We start from the raw sequence: 21,014 nt of genomic DNA on the forward strand, positions 1-21,014 counted from the left end.
TTTTTTTGGCGGGTAAATAAAGAAAACCCATAAAATAAAACGCAGTTTTAATATTCATTAATTGTGACGTGATAAATAGAAACGCCATTTCATTTTCCTGATAATGCCGATTAATAATTACCCAGGAGAAAAGAATGAATAACAAAATACCTTTGGCATTAACCCTTTGCAGTACGATGATCGCGCTACCGCTGCAGGCCAACGAAGGCCCTCAGTGGCGCGCTATCGCCTTCGGGCAATCCACGGACAGCAATTTTTCCTCGAATGTTCTGCCTGAAAAGATTGGCGTCAATGATGTCACTATCGCCGGTAAAAAACTGACGCCGCAGGACGTCGCCGATCTCAGCCAACCCATTACTATTGAAAGCCGGGGAGGTAAAATTGCCAACTCCCACGACGGACTGACCTTCTTTTATACCCAACTTCCGACCAGCCAGAATTTTATCCTGCAGGCAACGGTGACCGTCAATCAGTTTGGCCCGGAAAATGGCGCTCGCCCGGCAGCACAGGAAGGGGCAGGACTGCTGGTGCGCGATGTAATAGGAGTTCCGCGTCAACAGCCGCTGAAGGTCGGTTATGAAGAGTTCCCGGCGGCGTCCAATATGGTGATGAACGCCATTATGACGCAGGATAAAAAAGATCACTCGCATATTAAGCTGCAGGCTATCAGCCGGGAAGGGATAACCCAACCGTGGGGCAATGCGGGGGCATCAATAAAGCGTCAGAGTTATAAAGAAAAAATCGATATACAGCAAACGCCGACGTTCCAGCTCAGGCTGGAACGCACCAACGACGGGTTTATTACTTCCTGGGCAGCGACGGGCAGTGAAAAATGGGTAAGCCAGCAGGTTCCTCACGCCGATCTGATTGCTCAACAGGATAAAGAACATTACTACGTCGGTTTTTTTGCTTCTCGTAACGCTAAAATCACCGTCAGCAACGCCTCGCTCACCACGTCAGCGGCAAATACTGTTCCCTCTGCGCCGTACATCGCTAAAAGCTGGCCGCCGGTCATGCAAATTGCCTCGGGAACAAAAAGCCAGGACAAAAAGTACATCCTACAGGCGCGTACCAATAGTGACGGGCGCATCACCGTTCGCCAGGATGAAGTGGTGATCGGGCAGGATAAAGCCGTGAAAGCCGGTGAGATGTTTACCCAGCCTGCCGTTCTGAAAGATAAAAGCACGTTCGAAGTTACCTTTACGCCGACCACCAGCGCAAAAACGCTGACCCAGACGCTGACGGTGGAACAGAGTGCCAATATCACAGGCAATACGCTCTATGCTGCACCTGAGGGGCAAGCGCAGGCCAAAGGCACGGCAGAGTCGCCGTTGGATTTAGCCTCCGCCGTCGAGCTCGTACCCGCTGGCGGGGAAATTATATTAGCCGCCGGAGACTACCCGCAAACCGTCATCCCTCTGAGCGCCAGCGGCCTGAAAGACAAAACCAAGACCCTGAAAGCCGCCGGTAAAGCGGTAATACACGGGCTACTGCTGGATGCCAGCTACTGGCATATCGTTGGAGTAGATATTACGGATAAGAGCCTGCGCATACAGGGTAGCCATAACCTGATTGAGAACGTCACCGCTTATCGTAACGATGATACCGGCATTCAAATTTCCTCACCGGCGGATGTAGGACGCCCGCTGTGGGCCAGCTATAACCGGGTGGTGAATTCAGAATCCTTTAGCAACGAAGATCCGGGAAAAATAAACGCCGATGGCTTCGCCGTAAAAATGCGCGTAGGAGAGGGGAACCGACTGGAAGGCTGTTACTCGCACGATAACATCGACGATGGTTTCGATCTGTTTAATAAGATTGAGGACGGTGCAAACGGCGTTGTGGTGATAGAGAACTCTATTGCCCGCAATAATACCAGCAACGGTTTTAAGCTCGGCGGGGAAGGGCAGCCGGTTGCTCATGAGGTACGTAACAGCATCGCCATCGGGAACCATCTCGACGGTTTCACCGACAACTTCAATCCCGGCAAGCTGGTAGTGGTCAACAACGTCGCGGTGGATAACCAGCGCTTTAACTACCTGTTCCGCCCAAGCCCATACGGCGCACCGGAAACCCAGGGCACGTTCAGCGAGAACCTTTCCTTACGTAGCCAGCCGGGGAAATATGACGATGCCGTTGTCGGGAATATCGACGATAGCAACTACTTTATCCACGGTGGTAAAAGCATCAACGCTAAAGGAAAAAGCATTAACAGCGCCGATTACCAGACTCTGGCGCTGCCTGACCCGCTAATACGTGAGGCTGACGGCAGCTTCAATACCGGTAATTTCCTCAGCCGTAATTAACCCCGCTATACGTGAAAAACATAAAGGTCGCCCTGGGGCGACCTTTTCACTTTCTGTCTGTTTCACACCGCATGTGTTGTCGTTTTAGTTAGCGGTACAGCGCAAAAACAGCCTGGAAAGTTGACTTCTTAGTGGTTGAACGTACCGAAGGTTACGTTCATAGCACTGAAGAAAGCGACGATTTTATTAAGCAGTTTCATGATCTCTTCCTGGATAGTGATTACATTTTATGATGCATTTTTTGTGACTCACATCACAAAACAAAGTCTACGCTGCATTCTCCAAACGATCAACAAAAACGAGACATTCATCACAAATTTTTTAAACCATCTTTTTAGTTTTGTTATTTCTGAAACGAAGCCATAAAAAAAGCCAGCCTGGAAACCAGACTGGCTTTTTAACTTTCAAGCCGGTGTTACATCGCTTTTTTGGTCAACTCGATAACGCGCAGTTTAGCGATCGCTTTGGCCAGTTCCGCGGACGCCTGAGCATAATCCACGTCACCATGAGAGCTCTTAATGTGCTCTTCAGCCTTACGTTTCGCTTCCAGGGCTCGCGCTTCGTCGAGATCCTGGCCACGAATTGCCGTATCAGCCAGAACGGTCGTGCTACCCGGCTGCACTTCAAGAATGCCGCCTGACAGGTAGATAAATTCTTCGTGACCGTGCTGCTTAACGATGCGAATCATACCAGGCTTAATGGCGGTGAGCAGCGGCGCGTGCCCCGGGTAAATACCCAGTTCACCTTCGCTACCCGTTACCTGGATTTTCTCGACCAGACCAGAGAACATTTGTTTCTCTGCGCTGACGACGTCCAGGTGGTAAGTCATTGCCATATCACCCTCCGATTAAGGCGTTAAAGTTTTTTGGCTTTTTCCACGGCTTCGTCGATAGAACCGACCATGTAGAACGCCTGCTCCGGCAGGTGATCGTATTCGCCTTCCATGATGCCTTTAAAGCCACGGATGGTGTCTTTCAGGGAGACGTATTTGCCCGGAGAACCGGTAAATACTTCTGCCACGAAGAACGGCTGGGACAGGAAGCGCTGAATCTTACGTGCGCGAGCTACCACCAGTTTATCTTCTTCAGACAGTTCATCCATACCCAGGATGGCGATAATGTCTTTCAGTTCCTGATAACGCTGCAGGATGGACTGAACGCCACGAGCGGTGTCGTAGTGCTCCTGACCAACAACCAGCGGATCCAGCTGACGGCTGGTGGAGTCCAGCGGGTCAACTGCCGGGTAAATACCCAGAGAAGCGATCTGACGGCTCAGTACCACGGTTGCGTCAAGGTGCGCAAAGGTGGTGGCTGGAGACGGGTCAGTCAAGTCATCCGCAGGTACGTATACCGCCTGTACGGAAGTGATAGAACCCGTTTTGGTGGAGGTGATACGTTCCTGCAGAACGCCCATCTCTTCCGCCAGAGTCGGCTGGTAACCTACCGCTGAAGGCATACGACCCAGCAGTGCGGATACTTCAGTACCGGCCAGGGTGTAACGATAGATGTTATCGACGAACAGCAGAACGTCACGACCTTCGTCACGGAACTTCTCAGCCATGGTCAGGCCGGTCAGCGCAACGCGCAGACGGTTTCCCGGCGGCTCGTTCATCTGGCCATACACCAGGGATACTTTATCGATAACGTTGGAGTCGGTCATTTCGTGGTAGAAGTCGTTACCCTCACGAGTACGTTCACCTACGCCCGCAAACACGGAGTAACCGGAGTGCTCGATCGCGATGTTACGGATCAGCTCCATCATGTTTACGGTTTTACCTACACCCGCACCACCGAACAGACCAACTTTACCGCCCTTCGCAAACGGACACATCAGGTCGATAACTTTGATGCCGGTTTCCAGCAGTTCCTGAGAGTTTGACAACTCTTCGTAGGAAGGCGCTGCGCGGTGAATCGCCCAACGCTCTTCTTCGCCGATGTCGCCTTTCATGTCTACCGGTTGGCCCAGTACGTTCATGATACGACCCAGCGTTGCTTTACCTACCGGGACTTCGATCGGATGCTCGAGGTCTTTGACTTCCAGACCGCGACGCAGACCGTCGGAAGAACCCATGGCGATGGTACGAACAATACCGCCGCCGAGCTGCTGCTGAACTTCCAGCACCAGATTCTCACTACCATTTTGTACCTCAAGAGCCTCGTACACGCGCGGTACGGCATCCTGAGGGAATTCGACGTCGACCACGGCGCCGATTACCTGGACAATTTTTCCAGTAGCCATCTTGAATCCTCTACGAATTAACCTGGTTATACCGCGGATGCTCCACCGACGATCTCGGTGAGTTCCTGAGTAATGCTGGCCTGACGAGCTTTGTTGTATACCAACTGCAGCTCTTTAATCAGGCTGCCGCCATTGTCGGTCGCGGCTTTCATCGCCACCATACGTGCGGCCTGCTCGCTGGCCAGGTTTTCTACCACACCCTGATAAACCTGAGATTCCACATAACGACGCAGCAGGGTATCCAGCAGCGCTTTCGGATCGGGTTCATACAGGTAATCCCAGGATTTACGCTTCAACTCACCATCTTCTGAAGCCGGTAACGGCAGCAGCTGAGTAATGGTTGGAACCTGAGACATGGTGTTAATAAATTTGTTGCTGACAATATACAGCTTGTCCAGACGGCCTTCATCGTAGGCCTGCAACATCACTTTTACCGGACCGATCAGTTCGGACAGGGATGGGTTATCCCCCATACCCGTCACCTGGGCGACAACATTACCGCTAACGGAATTAAAGAAAGACACGCCCTTCGAGCCGATCATTGCGAGTTCGCACTGAACGCCTTTATCGGACCATGCTTTCATTTCCGCCAGCAGCTTTTTGAACAGGTTAATGTTCAAGCCACCACACAGACCACGGTCGGTAGACACCACCAGGTAGCCCACGCGTTTAACGTCGCGTTCTTCCAGGTAAGGGTGCTTATATTCCAGATTACCGTTCGCAAGGTGACCGATCACTTTGCGCATCGTATCTGCATAAGGACGGCTGGCTGCCATGCGCTCCTGCGATTTACGCATTTTGGAAGCGGCGACCATTTCCATCGCTTTAGTGATCTTTTGCGTGTTCTGGACGCTTGCGATCTTACTACGTATCTCTTTTGCGCCGGCCATGAGCTTCTCCTCAATGCCTTGCGGCCTGCCCTAAAGCAAGCCGCCAGACTTTACCAGGATTGGGTTGCTTTGAAGGAATCGAGGATGCCTTTCAGCTTGCCTTCGATTTCGTCGTTATAGCCACCGGACTGGTTGATCTCTTGCATCAACGGAGCGTGATCACGGTCGACGTAAGCCAGCAGAGCGGCTTCAAAGCTACCGATTTTCGCCAGCTCTACATCCGCCAGATAACCACGTTCTGCCGCGAACAGAACCAGAGACTGCTGCGCAACGGACATCGGCGCATACTGTTTCTGTTTCAGCAGTTCAGTTACTTTCTGACCGTGGTCCAGCTGCTTACGGGTTGCATCGTCAAGGTCAGAAGCAAACTGCGAGAACGCCGCCAGTTCGCGATACTGTGCCAGCGCGGTACGAATACCACCGGACAGTTTCTTCATGATCTTGGTCTGAGCTGCACCACCAACACGGGATACGGAGATACCCGGGTTAACCGCAGGACGAATACCGGAGTTGAACAGGTTGGTTTCCAGGAAGATCTGACCATCGGTAATAGAAATTACGTTGGTCGGAACGAACGCAGAAACGTCACCCGCCTGGGTTTCGATAATCGGCAGAGCGGTCAGAGAACCGGTTTTACCTTTCACTTCACCTTTGGTGAAAGCTTCAACGTATTCGACGTTAACACGTGCAGCACGCTCCAGCAGACGAGAGTGGAGGTAGAATACGTCGCCCGGGAATGCTTCACGTCCAGGCGGACGGCGGAGCAGCAGGGAAATCTGACGGTAAGCAACGGCCTGTTTAGACAGGTCATCATAAATGATCAGCGCATCTTCACCGCGGTCACGGAAGTATTCCCCCATTGCGCAACCGGCATACGGAGCCAGGTATTGCAGCGCGGCGGATTCAGATGCGGTTGCAACCACAACGATGGTGTTAGACAGCGCGCCGTGTTCTTCCAGTTTACGCACCACGTTAGAAATGGTGGACGCTTTCTGGCCGATTGCCACGTAGACGCACTTGATGCCGGAATCACGCTGGTTGATGATGGCGTCGATTGCCAGAGCGGTTTTACCGGTCTGACGGTCGCCGATGATCAGTTCACGCTGACCACGACCGATTGGGATCATGGCATCAACGGATTTATAACCGGTCTGCACCGGCTGATCGACGGACTGACGTTCGATTACGCCCGGAGCGATAGCTTCAACGGCAGAGAAGCCGTCGTGCTCCAGCGGACCTTTACCATCAATCGGTGCACCCAGGGTGTTAACCACACGTCCCAGCAGGCCGCGGCCAACCGGAACTTCAAGGATACGGCCAGTACATTTAACCTTCATGCCTTCGGCGAGGTCAGCGTACGGACCCATCACAACCGCACCAACGGAGTCGCGCTCCAGGTTCAGTGCGATAGCGTAACGGTTACCCGGCAGAGCGATCATCTCACCCTGCATACAATCGGCCAGGCCGTGAATGCGGATAACACCGTCACTTACAGAAACGATAGTACCTTCGTTATGAGCCTCGCTCACAACATTGAACTGAGCAATGCGCTGCTTGATCAGTTCGCTGATTTCGGTGGAATTCAGTTGCATGCTCCAGTCCCCTTAAGACTGCAAGACGTCTGCAAGGCGTTCAAGACGGCCGCGTACGCTGCCATCAATGACCATATCACCCGCACGGATGATAACGCCTGCCATTACAGACTTATCGATTTTGCAATTCAGCTTAACTTTGCGTGACAGACGTTTTTCCATCGCGCTGGTGATTTTCGCAAGCTGTTCTTCGCTCATCTGAGCGGCAGAAATAACTTCTACCTCTGCGGTTGCCTCACTGGCAGCGCGCAGGTGAATGAACTGCTCAAGAACATCAGGGAGCGCATTCAGACGACCATTTTCAGCCATTACCCGAATCAGGTTTTGACCGTTTTCGTCCAGTTGCTCACCACAAACCGCGATAAACGCATCAGAGAGCGTTTCCGGCGCCAGCGCGCCAGAGAGTAGCTCTGCCATTTGTTCGTTTTTAGTCACTTCAGCGGCAAACGCCAGCATATCCTGCCAGCGCTCTACGCTTTGGTGTTCGACGGCAAAGTCAAAAGCTGCTTTGGCGTAGGGGCGAGCTACCGTTACAAATTCAGACATCAGCCCCTCCCTCCTTACAGTTCAGCGACAAGTTTATCCACGATGTCGCTGTTAGCAGCTTCATCCACGGAACGTTCGATGATCTTCTCGGCGCCAGCAACAGCCAGGATAGCGACCTGCTTACGCAGCTCCTCGCGAGCACGTTTACGTTCGGCATCGATTTCAGCCTGCGCCTGTGCGACGATTTTAGTGCGTTCCTGTTCTGCTTCAGCTTTGGCTTCGTCCAGAATCTGAGAGCGACGCTTGTTCGCCTGCTCGATGATTACCTGGGCTTCCGCTTTCGCTTTTTTCAGCTGGTCGGTCGCGTTGGCCTGTGCAAGGTCCAAATCTTTCTTAGCGCGTTCTGCAGAAGCTAAACCGTCAGAAATTTCTTTCTGGCGCTTTTCGATGGCAGCCATTAACGGCGGCCATACATACTTCATGCAGAACCATACGAAGATAACAAACGCGATGGCCTGGCCGAGGATTGTTGCGTTCATGTTCACAGCACAATACCTCTTAAAAAATAACTCTGTGGCTTAGGTTTCTTTCGAACAACTTACTACGCGACGGCGAACATCACGTACAGACCCAGACCTACAGCGATCATCGGGATAGCATCCACCAGACCCATAACGATAAAGAACTGAGTACGCAGCAGAGGAATCAGATCCGGTTGACGCGCTGCGCCTTCCAGGAATTTACCCCCGAGGATGCCGATACCGATCGCAGCACCGATTGCCGCCAGACCCATCATCACAGCGGCAGCCATGTACAGCAGATCCATATTCAGGTTTTCCATGACAGTCTCCAGTTTGTTTCAGTTAAAACGTAGTATGTTGGTAAAAAATCAATGCTCTTCAGATGCCATCGACAGATAGACGATCGTCAGAACCATGAAGATGAAGGCTTGCAGCGTAATAATCAGGATGTGGAAAATGGCCCACGGCACATTCAGAACCCACTGTGACCACCACGGCAACAGACCAGCAATCAGAATGAAAATCAGCTCACCGGCATACATGTTGCCGAACAGTCGCAGACCCAGAGATACAGGTTTAGACAGCAGGCTTACCCCTTCAAGGATTAAGTTGACAGGAATGAACGCCCAGTGATTGAACGGCTGCAGGGTCAGTTCTTTAACGAACCCGCCCACGCCTTTCATTTTGATGCTGTAGAAAAGAATCAGGATAAACACGCCAAGCGCCATCGACAGGGTGATGTTGACGTCCGCAGACGGAACCACGCGCAGTGCTGGCAGGCCGAAAATGTGTTCACCGATGTATGGCAACAGGTCGATAGGCAGCAGGTCCATCAGGTTCATCAGGAATACCCAAACGAACACGGTGAGGGCCAGCGGAGCGATAACCTTGCTCTTGCCGTGGTACATGTCTTTAACGCTGCCATGGACGAAGCCGATGATCATCTCGATAAAGGTCTGGAATTTTCCCGGTACGCCGCTGGTCGCCTTTTTGGCTACGCTACGGAACATAAGCAGGAACAACAGACCAAGCACCACCGAGAAGAACATGGAGTCAATGTTGAGCGTCCAGAAGGTGGCCGGGGGGTTATGCGGATCCACCAGCGAGAAAGTACGCAGGTCCAGCTGAAGGTTATTCAGATGGTGTCCTATGTATTCCTGCGGCGTCATATTTTCTGAAGCCATGATGCCTTTTACCCTTTGTTGTTAATTACAGCTGGCGCCAGAACTTGTACCACCAGCACCAAAACCCACGTCACTATCAGCGGCAAAAACACCACTTTGAAAACCGCCAGCGCCACCGCCAGAAGGGCGAAGGTCAACAACACCTTGAAAGCTTCGCCGAGAGCGAAGGTCCAGGCCACTCGGCCTTTAGCAGGTGTATGCGCCTGATGACGCCAGGCAAAAATCATAAAAATCATATTTGGCAAAAGAACCGCCAAACCTCCGCTAACGGCGGAGATGCCCCAGAAAGGGTCTTTGAGGCTGAACAGCAGTCCACTTGCTATTACCGCCAGTAACTGAATAAACAGAAGCTTACGAGCAACGTTTCGACTCAAGAGCGACACTGACATCACGTATTTACTCCTGCTCCCTTCGAGGTATGTCGCGTGTCGTATAAAACGTCCTTTAAGACGAAGAGTCAAGCATCAAAAAGCGGACAAATTATACGGTGACGCCCCGTGATTTCAAACAATAAGTAGCAAAATAGTGAATAAATGTTTAATTATTTTCCGACTGACAACTTTTCATGCATTTCACCAATCTGTGAGCCGTCATGCAAAACTGCAAATACCGCGAAAACACGGCTATTAAAGCGTGCATCAGATCACATAATAAACATTTTTCGTGAAATCGAATTAATTCTGTACATAAAACTCAATTTTTTATCCAATTGATATTCAACATAAAAAGTGGGTATTCTTTCTAAAACAATACCATATACAATAAAAACCTTTTATTGACATTCATAATAAAAATTTAACATCAGTATGAAGTGCAAGCAGCGAGATTTTTAGCGTACTGATATTTTCAATGTTGACTATTCTCCTGGTAAAGCAACAGCGCAAAGTTAACCGAAAGAAAAACCATGGTAACGACAAGGTTAAATCTTGTCCGATACTACCCTGCCGTGACTTTTATTTTTGTAACATGCACAACCCGGTTTTTTTTCACATTTTTTGATAAAAATTAAATCATTTTTGGCTGGACCACCACAAGGTGACGCTCACCATCCAGCTGAGGAACATGCAGTTCGAAAACATCACTAATGGCAAACCCTTCCGGAAGATTGGCCATTTCATCTTTTTGCGCTAACCCTTTGAGCGCATAGAAGTGACCGTCCTGCGCCGGTAAATGATGGCACCAGCTCACCATATCATTCAGCGACGCAAAAGCGCGGCTGATCACGCCATCAAACGGCGGTTCAGCCGGAAACGTTTCCACGCGGCTTTGTACCGGCGTGATGTTATCCAGTTTTAACTCATGCTGGACCTGTCGCAGGAAACGTACTCGTTTACCGAGGCTATCCAGCAGGGTGAAATGAGATTCAGGGCGTACGATAGCCAGCGGGATCCCCGGCAGACCCGGTCCGGTACCCACATCGATAAAACGCGTTCCTTTAAGGTATGGCGCAACAACAATGCTATCGAGAATGTGGCGTACCAGCATCTCATCCGGATCGCGAACCGAGGTAAGGTTATAGGCCTTATTCCACTTATCCAGCATGCCTACATAGGCGACCAACTGATTTTTCTGGTGATCGGTAAGTGAAATACCCGCTTCATCAAGCAGACGAGAAAGTTTGTTGATCACGTTCGGTACCTGTTTAAAAACAATGAGCCCGGAGGCGACGCGCTTACCGGGCTGGATATAAACCAGGCGGATATCTTATGCGCTATCCGCCAAATGTATCGTTCAGGGAAAGTCAGGCGCTACGGCGCAGCATTCCCTGCTTTTTCAACCACACCAGCAAAATCGAGATTGCCGCAGGCGTAATGCCGGAAATACGCGATGCCTGCCCTATTGAAGACGGCTTGTGGTCGTTCAACTTAGCAATGACTTCGTTCGACAGCCCATTCACCTGGCGATAATCAAGCGTGGCAGGCAGCAACGTGTTTTCATTGCGCTGCTGTTTCTCAATCTCATCCTGCTGGCGCGCGATGTAGCCTTCGTATTTTACCTGAATCTCAACCTGTTCCGCGGCCTGCTTGTCTTCAAGACCCGGCGAGAATGGCGACATCTTCACCAGCTGTTCGTAGGTCATTTCCGGACGACGGAGCAAATCTTCACCGTTAGCTTCACGAGACAAAGGCGCCGTCAGCTGTGCGTTAACTTCAGCGGCGCTTTCCGCCAGCGGATTTACCCAGCTGGATTTCAGGCGCTGACGTTCACGTTCAATACTCTCAAGCTTCTCGTTGAAACGCGCCCAGCGTTCATCATCTACCAGGCCCAGTTCACGGCCTTGCTCAGTCAGGCGCAGATCGGCGTTGTCTTCACGCAGCATCAGGCGGTATTCCGCACGTGAAGTAAACATGCGGTACGGCTCTTTGGTGCCGAGCGTACACAGATCGTCCACCAGGACGCCAAGGTAGGCCTGGGAGCGACCCGGCGCCCATCCCTCTTTCTCGGCAGAGAAGCGGGCTGCGTTCAGGCCTGCCAGCAGGCCCTGAGCGGCCGCTTCTTCATAACCGGTAGTGCCGTTAATCTGGCCCGCAAAAAACAGGCCATGGATAAATTTACTTTCCAGCGTTGGTTTCAGGTCACGCGGATCGAAGAAATCGTACTCGATAGCGTAGCCGGGGCGAACGATTTTTGCATTTTCCATCCCCTGCATTGAGCGGACAATTTGCATCTGGACATCAAACGGCAGGCTGGTGGAGATGCCATTTGGATAAATTTCGTTCGACGTCAGTCCTTCCGGCTCGAGGAAGATCTGATGCTGATTGCGATCGGCAAAACGCATCACCTTGTCTTCGATCGAAGGACAGTAGCGAGGGCCGATCCCTTCAATCACGCCGGCATACATCGGGCTACGATCGAGGTTATTGCGGATCACGTCGTGGGTTTTCTCGTTGGTATGCGTGACATAGCACGGTACCTGACGCGGGTGCTGGGAAGCATTCCCCATAAACGAGAAAACCGGCATTGGATCGTCGCCGTGCTGCTGAGCCAGAACGCTGAAATCAATGGTCCGCGCATCAATACGCGGTGGGGTACCGGTTTTCAGGCGGCTGACGCGTAGCGGCAGTTCACGTAAACGGCGAGACAGCGGGATCGACGGAGGATCGCCTGCGCGACCGCCGCTGTAGTTATCGAGTCCGATATGGATCTTACCGTCGAGGAATGTCCCTACGGTCAGCACTACCGCTTTGGCGCGGAATTTAAGCCCCATCTGGGTAACAGCACCCACCACGCGATCGTTCTCAACAATCAGATCTTCAACGGCCTGCTGGAAGATCATCAAATTAGGCTGATTCTCCAGGGCCGTGCGTACGGCTTGCCGATAAAGCACGCGATCGGCCTGAGCGCGAGTCGCCCGTACGGCTGGGCCTTTGCTGGCGTTTAGTATCCTAAACTGGATACCGGCATGGTCAATGGCCTTCGCCATCAGGCCGCCAAGCGCATCCACTTCTTTTACCAGGTGTCCTTTCCCAATGCCGCCAATCGCCGGGTTGCAGCTCATTTGCCCTAGCGTGTCGATATTGTGTGTCAAAAGCAGAGTCTGTTGACCCATTCGCGCTGCGGCCATTGCGGCCTCAGTGCCTGCATGACCCCCGCCAATGATGATGACGTCAAAAGGATCCTGATAAAACATGGTGGTATGCCTCGCATAAAGCGGTTTGAAAATGGATTGAAGCCCGGGCCGTGGATTCTACTCAACTTTCGCCTTTCGAGAAAGCGCCGGGATCCTGAGTATTAAAAAGAAGATCTTTTATTTAGAGATCTGTTTTATTGTGATCTCTTATTAGGATCGGCTTGTCTTGTGGATAAGTCGGATCCACGATTTAAGATCAATCGTTTAAGAAGGATCGCTTTCTGTGAATGATCGGTGATCCTGGTCCGTATAAGCTGGGATCAAAATGAAGGGTTATACACAGCACAAAAATCAGTCTACGGTTATACTTTGGATAACTACCGGTTGATCCAAGCTTTTAAGCATAGTTATCCACAGAAGAAAGTATGATCTTTACAATTCTCAGAGCAATTTTTGCCAGGATCCCAGCCAGACCTCAGCCGGATCTTCCGGAATTTCATGTTCGAGGACGTTAATTTTTAGCGTTTCGCCAATCTGTTTTGCCCCGCAGGCCTTCAGCGCCGACTCCAGCTTATCAATCGCTCCGCAGAAGGTGTCATATTCACGACTACCGATACCGACTGCGCCAAAATGGACCGCAGAAAGGTCGATCTGCTTTTCCTGAAGCGCTTCATAAAAAGGCAGAAGGTTATCGGGAATGTCGCCGGCGCCATGAGTAGAAGAGATAACCAGCCAGATCCCTTCCGCCTGTAGATCGTCAATCAGCGGGCCGTGCTGAATAGTCGTGCTGTGACCAGCCTCTTCCAGCTTTTCCGCCAGATGTTCTGACACATATTCTGCGCTACCCAGCGTACTGCCGCTGATAAGAGTTATCTCTGCCATGATCGCCCGCTCCACTATTCAGAGTGGCGTATTGTACGCTGTGAGCGAGCTGGGATCTACCTGTGGAAAAATGTGGGATTAAAAAGTCCGATCACGGGCGGATGGTACGCATAATCGGGTTTTGCAGCACGATCAGCGTTTCGGTGGACTGAATTTCATCAATTGTTTGGATCTTGTTGATAAGTACATGCTGGAGCGCATCGATCGATCGGCACATGACTTTTATAAAGATACTGTAGTGCCCGGTGGTGTAGTACGCTTCGGTAACCTCATCCAGACTGTTTAACCTCGCCAGCGCCGAGGGATAGTCTTTGGCGCTTTTCAGAATGATGCCGATAAAACATCCCACATCGTAGCCCAGCTGCTTTGGGCTCACGTCAATCCGTGCGCCAGTGATAATTCCGGCCTGCTTCATCTTCTCCACGCGAACGTGAATGGTTCCCGGACTGACGCCAAACTGTTTTGCCAGTTCAGCATAAGCGGTGCGCGCGTTGGCCATTAAGGCCTCAAGGATGCCGCGGTCCAGATTGTCGATCTGATAATTTTCCATAGGTTTTTCTTATGAAGTTTGACGAATCTTTCTATTTTAGCCTCAAATTTTAATGAATCAAAATCGATGCTGGCTTTTTGTTGTGGGATTATTGAATTGCAGCGCTGTTTTGTTGCTTAATCAATGGCAACAGGACGCAGGAGTTATAAAAAATGAAAACCGCATACATCGCAAAACAACGCCAGATTAGTTTCGTTAAGTCACACTTTTCCCGTCAGCTTGAAGAGAAGCTCGGCCTGATCGAAGTTCAGGCGCCGATCTTAAGCCGCGTGGGCGATGGAACTCAGGATAACCTTTCTGGTTGCGAAAAAGCGGTTCAGGTTAAAGTGAAAACACTGCCAGACGCCCAGTTCGAAGTGGTTCATTCACTGGCGAAGTGGAAGCGTCAAACCCTGGGACAACACGACTTCAGCGCGGGCGAAGGGCTGTACACGCACATGAAGGCCCTTCGCCCCGATGAAGACCGATTAACGCCCATCCATTCCGTTTACGTTGACCAGTGGGACTGGGAGCGCGTAATGGGTGACGGAGAACGCCACTGCGGAACGCTGAAATCGACCGTTGAAGCGATCTATGCCGGGATCAAAGCTACCGAAGACGCCGTCAGTAAAGAATTTGGCCTCAAGCCGTTTCTGCCGGAGACGATCCAGTTTGTTCATAGCGAGGAGCTTTTAAGCCGCTATCCGGATCTTGATGCCAAAGGTCGTGAACGGGCGATTGCTAAAGAGCTGGGGGCGGTATTCCTGATCGGCATCGGCGGCAAGCTTTCCGATGGTCAGCGCCACGATGTTCGCGCGCCGGATTATGATGACTGGAGCACGCCGGCTGCTGAAGGCTATGCCGGTCTGAACGGCGATATTCTGGTATGGAACCCGGTTCTGGAAGATGCCTTCGAGCTCTCTTCAATGGGGATCCGCGTGGATGCCGAAGCGCTGAAGCGCCAGCTTGCGATTACCGGTGATGAAGATCGCCTGAAGCTGGAATGGCACCAGGCGCTGCTGCGCGGAGAGATGCCGCAGACTATCGGCGGCGGCATTGGTCAGTCTCGTCTGACGATGCTGCTCCTGCAGCTTGACCATATCGGCCAGGTACAGTGCGGCGTATGGCCGACACAGGTTCGTCAAAGCGTTGCCGCTCTTCTTTAATGCGTGATTAACGCCGCCAGCGTCGCAGCAGGCGGCTACGCAGCCCGGTATCAAAGCGCCAGATATGATCGAAAATGCGCATAATACCGGGCTTGCCGTGTACCGACATCGCCACCGCATGAAAGCGATGCTGATGTTTATGCTGTAGCTCTCCCACCTTATTGATCACCTCATCCGGCAAGCGCTGTGCGATAAAATCTGAAATGACTACCGCATCGGCATCGATCCACTGCGGATTCTGCATACGCTCAATCACTGCCCGGAAACAGCTGGCCAGATCGGTGCCGCCACGGAAGCGCTGGCTCAGAAAGCGGATCGCCTGTTCCAGCCCCTGTGGTCCGGTAAGTTCGTAATGCACCACCTCGCTGGAAAACAGCATAATAAAGCAGCGGCGGTTATCCGCCAGAGCGACCCGCATTAGCGCCAGACAAAACGCCTTGGCGCACTGTTCATTAAAACCGCCCATTGAGCCGGAAGTATCGACGCAGACGATAAAGGGTCCGCGCGGCTGTTCATCAAAATCCTGGCGAGTGACCGGCCGTTCGGTGATCTTTTCTTTCCACGCATCGCCGTGAAGCCGATAGGTCAGCAGCTGCTTTTCAACCAGCTTACGATAGAACTCGAACTCCAGCTCGGTGATACCGAGGGTAGCCAGCTCTGGCGGCAACAAACGCAGAATATCGTCGCTCTGCTGAAGCCCGTCCACCTGCTCCGGTACGGTGGACGGTTCGCGCACCAGGCTGCGAAAGGTTTCCATCGGCGCATCTTTTTTCGGCACCGCTTTCGCTTCACGTGAGCGTCCCAGCTGTTCAGCGAGCTGCATGAGCTCGGGTTGTTGGCTTAGAAAGTCGCCGTAGCGCACGATCAGCTGATAGTCGCCTCGCTTCAGCTCGCCAGCGCTCATGTCCCACAGGTGCCCCGCCGCATTGTCATTTTCCACCAGCACCGGCTCCAGCTGGCCGCTGAGGGTCATGCGTTCCTGAACTTCGCTCAGTAGCTGATCGCGCTCTTCATCCAGCAGTTGCTGATTAAGGGAGGTTGCCTGCACCACCAGGCTCAGGCGCCAGCGCTGGAGGAATAACGTGTGCAGCGCTGGCGTAAAGGTGCTGTTGTTATCCACCAGCTGCTGGGCCTGGCTGGCAAAAGGGGAGTGCAGCTTATGCAGCTGGCTCAAAATTTGCGGAAGCTGGACGATAAACTGCGAGGTAGAAAGCCGCTGTGATTGCTGATAACACTGAACCTCCGCATCCAGCTCGGGGGGGATATTGGTCTCTTTAAGTCGCGATCTGACCGCTTCCCGCCAGCGCGGAATGTCGGCGGCGATAATATTTTTTAGGCGCGGGAATTTTTCAAAGAATACCGCCAGTTGAGGTGCCGCCAGCAGCGCCAGCAGCATCTCATCGATCATACCCTCTTCGCCGACTGCCAGCATGACATTCAGCATGTCCAGCGTCATGACTGACGCGCCTGTTTAATCTGCGTTCCGACGTCCTGCAGGCTGGCCTCAATGCGTCCCAGCCACTCACCGGGAATAAACAGACATTTCTGCTGTTCGCTGAAGCGGTTATGTTGCTGATGCCATTCGTCGTCCAGCGCTTCCAGCTGCTGCCGGATTTCGGCCGGCATATTTTCCCGTGATTCGCTACCGGGCAGGGAAAGTCGCGACCCCTGTAAGCTGACATCGCGCACGACCAGATGCTGGCTGGTATCGACATCCATATTCAGCGGCTGGGCAAAACCGATACCGTTGAGCTTGCCACGAATCTCACCCCCTTTCTCCAGCCAGTGAGCAAGCTCTTCACGAACAAACGTAATATGAATCACTTCCAGGTCGTGCAGCTTAAGCGGCTGCTGGAGGAGCAGCGTCAGCGTGGGTTCCTGCACTTCAGCGGGCAGTTCATAATGAGGTTTACGGCTGAACATACCGCCAAGACGGTTTACTTTTAGCGCGGTTTTATCACTTTGCTGCTGTTGAAGCTGAATACGTCGTTGGATAATCGACCCCAGGCGAGTGAGCATTGCCTGCTGCTGCCAGGCGTGGCTGGTCATTAAGGTCTCCAGCTGCGCGGACATCAGGTTCATCGTCTCAATATTGTGCCACAGGCAATCTTTCAGCAGGATCAGGTCTATTGGCGCGATAGTGTCGCGGCCGCTGAAAAAGGCGCTGGCCTGCAGCAGACGAATGGCTTTTTTCCACCGACGATCTGAGACGTACGGCGCGTTCGGCAGCGTATCTAACTGCTGGCGCAGCTGGAAAATAAGTTCAAAAACGCTGTCCGGCAGCTTAACGCTGCCGATATCCTGCTGCCATTGCTGAAACTCCTCGTCGCTGACCTGTAGATTCGCCGGGACGGGGTTACTGTTCTCGTCCTGCTGGCTTATCAGCATTGAGCGGAAGTTGGTTTTATCCTGAACCTTATCCAGCCATAAACGGATAAGCATCCGATCGTATAGCGCCTCCAGGCTGTTGTCTGCTTCGGGGAGTTCGTTCGACGCCGCCACCAGCAGGCGCATAGGGATTTTTTCTTCGGTTGCCCCGTTGCGGAAATGGCGTTCGTTTATTGCCGTCAGCAGCGTATTGAGGATCGCCGGGCCAGCTTTCCAGATCTCATCGAGGAAAACAATTTCGGCTTCCGGAAGATAACCCGCGGTCAAACGCTCGTAGCGTCCTTCATCTTTTAGCGCCTGAATGGAGAGCGGGCCAAAAACTTCTTCCGGCGTGGAAAAACGCGTCATCAGGTACTCAAATGCGCGAGCCTGCTGGAAGGCGAATTTTAGGCGTCGGGCGATCAGACTTTTGGCAATGCCCGGTGGACCCAGCAGAAAAACGCTCTCGCCGCTGAGTGCGGCAAGCAGGCAAAGGCGAATGGCGTGGCTGCGTTCGAAGAGTCCTTTTTCCAGAGCGGCGCTGAGCCGGGAAATTCTTTCTGCCAGTAAATGTGATTGAGCCATAATAGAGTTGCGTGCTTTTTAGAATGTCGTTGTTAGGTCGAGTATAGATGTTTGCTTAGGGGTGGTAATAGCCTGAAGAATCGATTTATTTTCTTTGAGTCAGGTTAAGATGATGTCAGTTAGGGGTACGATTCAGCAAATAATCGTGCATACTGTGCGCTTTTTGTGGGCCAAGGGACTAGGCACACATTTGTTTTATAAACGAAAAGACTAGTCTATGAGCACTGATAATAAGCAATCGCTGCCGGCAATAACGCTGGCGGCAATCGGCGTGGTATACGGCGATATCGGTACCAGTCCACTGTATACACTTCGTGAATGTCTGTCCGGCCAGTTTGGCTTTGGCGTTGAGCGTGATGCTGTTTTTGGCTTCCTGTCGCTCATTTTCTGGCTATTAATTCTCACCGTATCACTCAAATACATCACCTTCGTGATGCGGGCAGACAATGCCGGCGAAGGCGGGATCCTGACGTTAATGTCGCTGGCGGGGCGAAACACCTCCGCGCGCGCAACCTCCATCCTGGTGATCCTTGGGCTTATCGGCGGCAGCTTCTTTTATGGCGAGGTGGTGATTACGCCTGCCATCTCGGTGATGTCGGCGATAGAGGGGCTGGAAATTATCGCCCCGGACCTGGATACGTGGGTGGTCCCCATATCCATCATCGTTCTGACGCTGCTATTTGCCATTCAAAAGCACGGTACCAGCATGGTCGGTAAGCTGTTCGCGCCGATTATGCTGATCTGGTTCCTGCTGCTGGCGGTACTGGGCGCGCGCAGTATCTTTGCTAACCCGGAAGTGCTGCAGGCGCTGAATCCTTACTGGGCGGTACACTTTTTCCTCGAATATAAAACCGTCTCGTTTGTGGCGCTGGGCGCGGTAGTGCTGTCGATTACCGGCGTGGAGGCGCTGTACGCGGATATGGGGCATTTTGGTAAACTGCCGATTCGCCTGGCCTGGTTTTCGGTAGTACTGCCTTCACTGGTGCTTAACTACTTTGGTCAGGGCGCGCTGCTGCTCAAACACCCGGAAGCGATTAAAAACCCGTTCTTTCTGCTGGCGCCCGAGTGGGCGCTCATTCCCATGCTGATTATTGCCGCCCTGGCGACGGTTATCGCTTCACAGGCGGTTATCTCTGGCGTCTTCTCGCTAACCCGGCAGGCGGTGCGCCTGGGGTACCTGTCGCCGATGCGGATTATTCATACTTCGGAAATGGAGTCCGGGCAGATTTATATTCCGTTTATCAACTGGCTGCTCTATATCTCGGTGGTCATCGTCATTGTTAACTTTGAGCACTCCTCGAATCTGGCGGCGGCCTACGGTATTGCGGTGACGGGGACGATGGTGCTGACCACCATTCTGTTCACGACGGTAGCGCGTCAAAACTGGCACTGGAATAAGTTCGTTGTGGCGCTGCTGCTGGTTGCCTTTATGTGCATTGATATCCCGCTCTTCTCCGCGAACCTCGATAAAATCGTCTCCGGCGGCTGGCTGCCTCTGACCCTCGGCCTGGTGATGTTTACCATCATGACCACCTGGAAAAGCGAGCGTTTCCGCCTTCTGCGTCGGATGCATGAGCACGGTAATTCTCTGGAAGCGATGATCTCTTCTCTGGAGAAATCGCCGCCGGTCCGCGTTCCGGGTACCGCCGTCTATATGTCGCGCGCGCTGAACGTCATTCCTTTCGCGCTGTTGCATAACCTTAAGCATAATAAGGTGCTGCACGAGCGGGTGATTTTGCTCACGCTGCGTACTGAAGATGCGCCGTACGTGCATAACGTTCGTCGCGTACAGATTGAGCAGATTTCGCCGTCGTTCTGGCGCGTAGTAGCCAGCTACGGCTGGCGGGAAACGCCGAATGTCGAAGAAGTTTTCCACCGCTGTGGGCTGGAAGGCCTGAGCTGCCGGATGATGGAGACCTCCTTCTTTATGTCTCATGAGTCGCTGATCATCGGCAAGCGGCCATGGTACCTGCGCCTGCGCGGCAAGCTTTATCTTCTGCTGCAGCGCAACGCTCTGCGAGCGCCTGACCAGTTCGAAATCCCGCCGAACCGGGTTATTGAGCTCGGCACCCAGGTTGAAATCTGATGCGCTAAAGCCCTTCTTGATGAAGGGCTTTTTGTTTATTTGAACGCTTCTGGCTTTAACTCTTCAGACTTGCGAAACGTTTCGATGACGATCACAATTCTCACATCTGGTGATGGTTTTCTGTTCTCTTATTGCTAATACTTATACCAGCGAAACGTTTCGCTAGTGGAGTAAAAGAGAAAATGAAAAAAGGTACCGTCCTCAATGCTGAAATTTCGTCGGTCATCTCCCGCCTGGGTCATACCGATACGCTGGTAGTTTGCGATGCCGGGTTACCTGTTCCCCGCAGCAGCGCCCGTATCGATATGGCGTTAACCCACGGGGTGCCCTCCTTTATGCAGGTTCTGGAGGTGGTGACTAGCGAAATGCAGGTTGAAGCGGCTATCCTCGCGGAAGAGATTAAAACGCTTAATCCGCAGCTCCACGCGACGTTGCTCAATCATCTTGAGCAGCTGCAGCAACACCAGGGAAACACCATTGAAATTCGTTACACCAGCCATGAGCAGTTCAAAAAAGAAACCGCAGATAGTCAGGCGGTGATTCGCAGCGGGGAATGTTCCCCGTATGCGAACGTTATTCTCTGTGCCGGCGTGACGTTCTGAGGTCGCCGC

General features: G+C 52.3%; 19 protein-coding genes. 4 read left to right on the forward strand and 15 right to left on the reverse strand.

Features of this window, described 5'->3' with window-relative positions:
* Positions 1-134: 134 nt before the first annotated feature.
* Complete coding sequence (locus ACSIPU_RS15580) at positions 135-2,306, forward strand: right-handed parallel beta-helix repeat-containing protein (RefSeq protein ID WP_196557622.1); 2,172 nt, start codon at positions 135-137, stop codon at positions 2,304-2,306.
* Between the two features lie 415 nt (positions 2,307-2,721).
* On the opposite strand, the gene ACSIPU_RS15585 is transcribed toward ACSIPU_RS15580, so the two are convergent.
* The 13 genes from ACSIPU_RS15585 to asnC all read right to left on the reverse strand — a co-directional run bounded on the left by ACSIPU_RS15585 (position 2,722) and on the right by asnC (position 14,220).
* Positions 2,722-3,141 (reverse strand): F0F1 ATP synthase subunit epsilon, encoded by a 420-nt coding sequence (locus tag ACSIPU_RS15585; protein ID WP_004107274.1) that lies wholly within the window; start codon positions 3,139-3,141, stop codon positions 2,722-2,724.
* 20 nt (positions 3,142-3,161) lie between these two features.
* Complete coding sequence (atpD, locus tag ACSIPU_RS15590; protein ID WP_004107276.1) at positions 3,162-4,544, reverse strand: F0F1 ATP synthase subunit beta; 1,383 nt, start codon at positions 4,542-4,544, stop codon at positions 3,162-3,164.
* A gap of 26 nt (positions 4,545-4,570) precedes the next feature.
* Positions 4,571-5,434: a F0F1 ATP synthase subunit gamma gene (atpG, locus tag ACSIPU_RS15595; protein ID WP_004107278.1), complete on the reverse strand. Its 864-nt coding sequence runs from the start codon at positions 5,432-5,434 to the stop codon at positions 4,571-4,573.
* A 50-nt stretch (positions 5,435-5,484) separates the two neighbouring features.
* Positions 5,485-7,026: a F0F1 ATP synthase subunit alpha gene (gene atpA / locus ACSIPU_RS15600; protein WP_004107281.1), complete on the reverse strand. Its 1,542-nt coding sequence runs from the start codon at positions 7,024-7,026 to the stop codon at positions 5,485-5,487.
* Positions 7,027-7,038: 12 nt separating this feature from the next.
* Entirely contained in the window at positions 7,039-7,572 is a 534-nt protein-coding gene (gene atpH, locus ACSIPU_RS15605; protein WP_004107287.1) for a F0F1 ATP synthase subunit delta, read from the reverse strand.
* A gap of 14 nt (positions 7,573-7,586) precedes the next feature.
* The gene (atpF, locus tag ACSIPU_RS15610) at positions 7,587-8,057 is read right to left on the reverse strand and encodes a F0F1 ATP synthase subunit B (protein WP_004107293.1); all 471 of its coding nucleotides are present in this window, start codon (positions 8,055-8,057) and stop codon (positions 7,587-7,589) included.
* 56 nt (positions 8,058-8,113) lie between these two features.
* Entirely contained in the window at positions 8,114-8,353 is a 240-nt protein-coding gene (gene atpE / locus ACSIPU_RS15615) for a F0F1 ATP synthase subunit C (protein WP_000429386.1), read from the reverse strand.
* Positions 8,354-8,401: 48 nt separating this feature from the next.
* The gene (gene atpB / locus ACSIPU_RS15620; RefSeq protein WP_004107295.1) at positions 8,402-9,217 is read right to left on the reverse strand and encodes a F0F1 ATP synthase subunit A; all 816 of its coding nucleotides are present in this window, start codon (positions 9,215-9,217) and stop codon (positions 8,402-8,404) included.
* Between the two features lie 8 nt (positions 9,218-9,225).
* Positions 9,226-9,606: a F0F1 ATP synthase subunit I gene (gene atpI / locus ACSIPU_RS15625; RefSeq protein WP_004107297.1), complete on the reverse strand. Its 381-nt coding sequence runs from the start codon at positions 9,604-9,606 to the stop codon at positions 9,226-9,228.
* Between the two features lie 616 nt (positions 9,607-10,222).
* On the reverse strand, positions 10,223-10,846 hold the full coding sequence (gene rsmG, locus ACSIPU_RS15630) for a 16S rRNA (guanine(527)-N(7))-methyltransferase RsmG (RefSeq protein ID WP_023329090.1): 624 nt from the start codon (positions 10,844-10,846) through the stop codon (positions 10,223-10,225).
* A 112-nt stretch (positions 10,847-10,958) separates the two neighbouring features.
* On the reverse strand, positions 10,959-12,848 hold the full coding sequence (gene mnmG / locus ACSIPU_RS15635; protein ID WP_004116749.1) for a tRNA uridine-5-carboxymethylaminomethyl(34) synthesis enzyme MnmG: 1,890 nt from the start codon (positions 12,846-12,848) through the stop codon (positions 10,959-10,961).
* A 381-nt stretch (positions 12,849-13,229) separates the two neighbouring features.
* Positions 13,230-13,670 carry an FMN-binding protein MioC gene (gene mioC / locus ACSIPU_RS15640; protein ID WP_004107304.1) on the reverse strand — a complete coding sequence of 147 codons (441 nt, stop codon included), beginning with the start codon at positions 13,668-13,670 and terminating at the stop codon, positions 13,230-13,232.
* 91 nt (positions 13,671-13,761) lie between these two features.
* Positions 13,762-14,220 (reverse strand): transcriptional regulator AsnC, encoded by a 459-nt coding sequence (asnC, locus tag ACSIPU_RS15645; protein WP_004107306.1) that lies wholly within the window; start codon positions 14,218-14,220, stop codon positions 13,762-13,764.
* Positions 14,221-14,372: 152 nt separating this feature from the next.
* Here asnC and asnA point away from each other — a divergent pair, with 152 nt between their 5' ends.
* A complete protein-coding gene (asnA, locus tag ACSIPU_RS15650; RefSeq protein ID WP_004107308.1) occupies positions 14,373-15,365 on the forward strand; it encodes an aspartate--ammonia ligase in 993 nt (330 codons plus the stop codon).
* A 7-nt stretch (positions 15,366-15,372) separates the two neighbouring features.
* On the opposite strand, the gene viaA is transcribed toward asnA, so the two are convergent.
* Positions 15,373-16,821, reverse strand: a complete 1,449-nt coding sequence (gene viaA / locus ACSIPU_RS15655; RefSeq protein WP_142472395.1) for an ATPase RavA stimulator ViaA — start codon at positions 16,819-16,821, stop codon at positions 15,373-15,375.
* A complete protein-coding gene (ravA, locus tag ACSIPU_RS15660) occupies positions 16,818-18,317 on the reverse strand; it encodes an ATPase RavA (RefSeq protein ID WP_004116756.1) in 1,500 nt (499 codons plus the stop codon). Before ravA ends, viaA begins: the two co-directional genes overlap by 4 nt.
* A gap of 217 nt (positions 18,318-18,534) precedes the next feature.
* On the opposite strand from ravA, the gene kup reads away from it, so the two are divergent.
* Positions 18,535-20,403 carry a low affinity potassium transporter Kup gene (gene kup / locus ACSIPU_RS15665; protein ID WP_004107313.1) on the forward strand — a complete coding sequence of 623 codons (1,869 nt, stop codon included), beginning with the start codon at positions 18,535-18,537 and terminating at the stop codon, positions 20,401-20,403.
* A 182-nt stretch (positions 20,404-20,585) separates the two neighbouring features.
* Entirely contained in the window at positions 20,586-21,005 is a 420-nt protein-coding gene (gene rbsD / locus ACSIPU_RS15670; protein WP_004116762.1) for a D-ribose pyranase, read from the forward strand.
* Positions 21,006-21,014 lie beyond the last annotated feature (9 nt).

This window comes from Klebsiella sp. HN106, assembly GCF_051209435.1.
Taxonomy (GTDB): Bacteria; Pseudomonadota; Gammaproteobacteria; order Enterobacterales; family Enterobacteriaceae; genus Klebsiella; species Klebsiella oxytoca.

What these genes read in the sequence shown, in the direction of transcription:
- atpE (WP_000429386.1), bottom strand. Translation starts at nt 8,353, where the DNA reads ATGGAAAACCTGAATATGGATCTGCTGTACATGGCTGCCGCTGTGATG.
- ravA (WP_004116756.1), bottom strand. Translation starts at nt 18,317, where the DNA reads ATGGCTCAATCACATTTACTGGCAGAAAGAATTTCCCGGCTCAGCGCC.
- atpB (WP_004107295.1), bottom strand. Translation starts at nt 9,217, where the DNA reads ATGGCTTCAGAAAATATGACGCCGCAGGAATACATAGGACACCATCTG.
- ACSIPU_RS15580 (WP_196557622.1), top strand. Translation starts at nt 135, where the DNA reads ATGAATAACAAAATACCTTTGGCATTAACCCTTTGCAGTACGATGATC.
- ACSIPU_RS15585 (WP_004107274.1), bottom strand. Translation starts at nt 3,141, where the DNA reads ATGGCAATGACTTACCACCTGGACGTCGTCAGCGCAGAGAAACAAATG.
- atpH (WP_004107287.1), bottom strand. Translation starts at nt 7,572, where the DNA reads ATGTCTGAATTTGTAACGGTAGCTCGCCCCTACGCCAAAGCAGCTTTT.
- rbsD (WP_004116762.1), top strand. Translation starts at nt 20,586, where the DNA reads ATGAAAAAAGGTACCGTCCTCAATGCTGAAATTTCGTCGGTCATCTCC.
- mnmG (WP_004116749.1), bottom strand. Translation starts at nt 12,848, where the DNA reads ATGTTTTATCAGGATCCTTTTGACGTCATCATCATTGGCGGGGGTCAT.
- asnA (WP_004107308.1), top strand. Translation starts at nt 14,373, where the DNA reads ATGAAAACCGCATACATCGCAAAACAACGCCAGATTAGTTTCGTTAAG.
- viaA (WP_142472395.1), bottom strand. Translation starts at nt 16,821, where the DNA reads ATGACGCTGGACATGCTGAATGTCATGCTGGCAGTCGGCGAAGAGGGT.
- atpA (WP_004107281.1), bottom strand. Translation starts at nt 7,026, where the DNA reads ATGCAACTGAATTCCACCGAAATCAGCGAACTGATCAAGCAGCGCATT.
- asnC (WP_004107306.1), bottom strand. Translation starts at nt 14,220, where the DNA reads ATGGAAAATTATCAGATCGACAATCTGGACCGCGGCATCCTTGAGGCC.
- kup (WP_004107313.1), top strand. Translation starts at nt 18,535, where the DNA reads ATGAGCACTGATAATAAGCAATCGCTGCCGGCAATAACGCTGGCGGCA.
- atpI (WP_004107297.1), bottom strand. Translation starts at nt 9,606, where the DNA reads ATGTCAGTGTCGCTCTTGAGTCGAAACGTTGCTCGTAAGCTTCTGTTT.
- atpD (WP_004107276.1), bottom strand. Translation starts at nt 4,544, where the DNA reads ATGGCTACTGGAAAAATTGTCCAGGTAATCGGCGCCGTGGTCGACGTC.
- atpG (WP_004107278.1), bottom strand. Translation starts at nt 5,434, where the DNA reads ATGGCCGGCGCAAAAGAGATACGTAGTAAGATCGCAAGCGTCCAGAAC.
- mioC (WP_004107304.1), bottom strand. Translation starts at nt 13,670, where the DNA reads ATGGCAGAGATAACTCTTATCAGCGGCAGTACGCTGGGTAGCGCAGAA.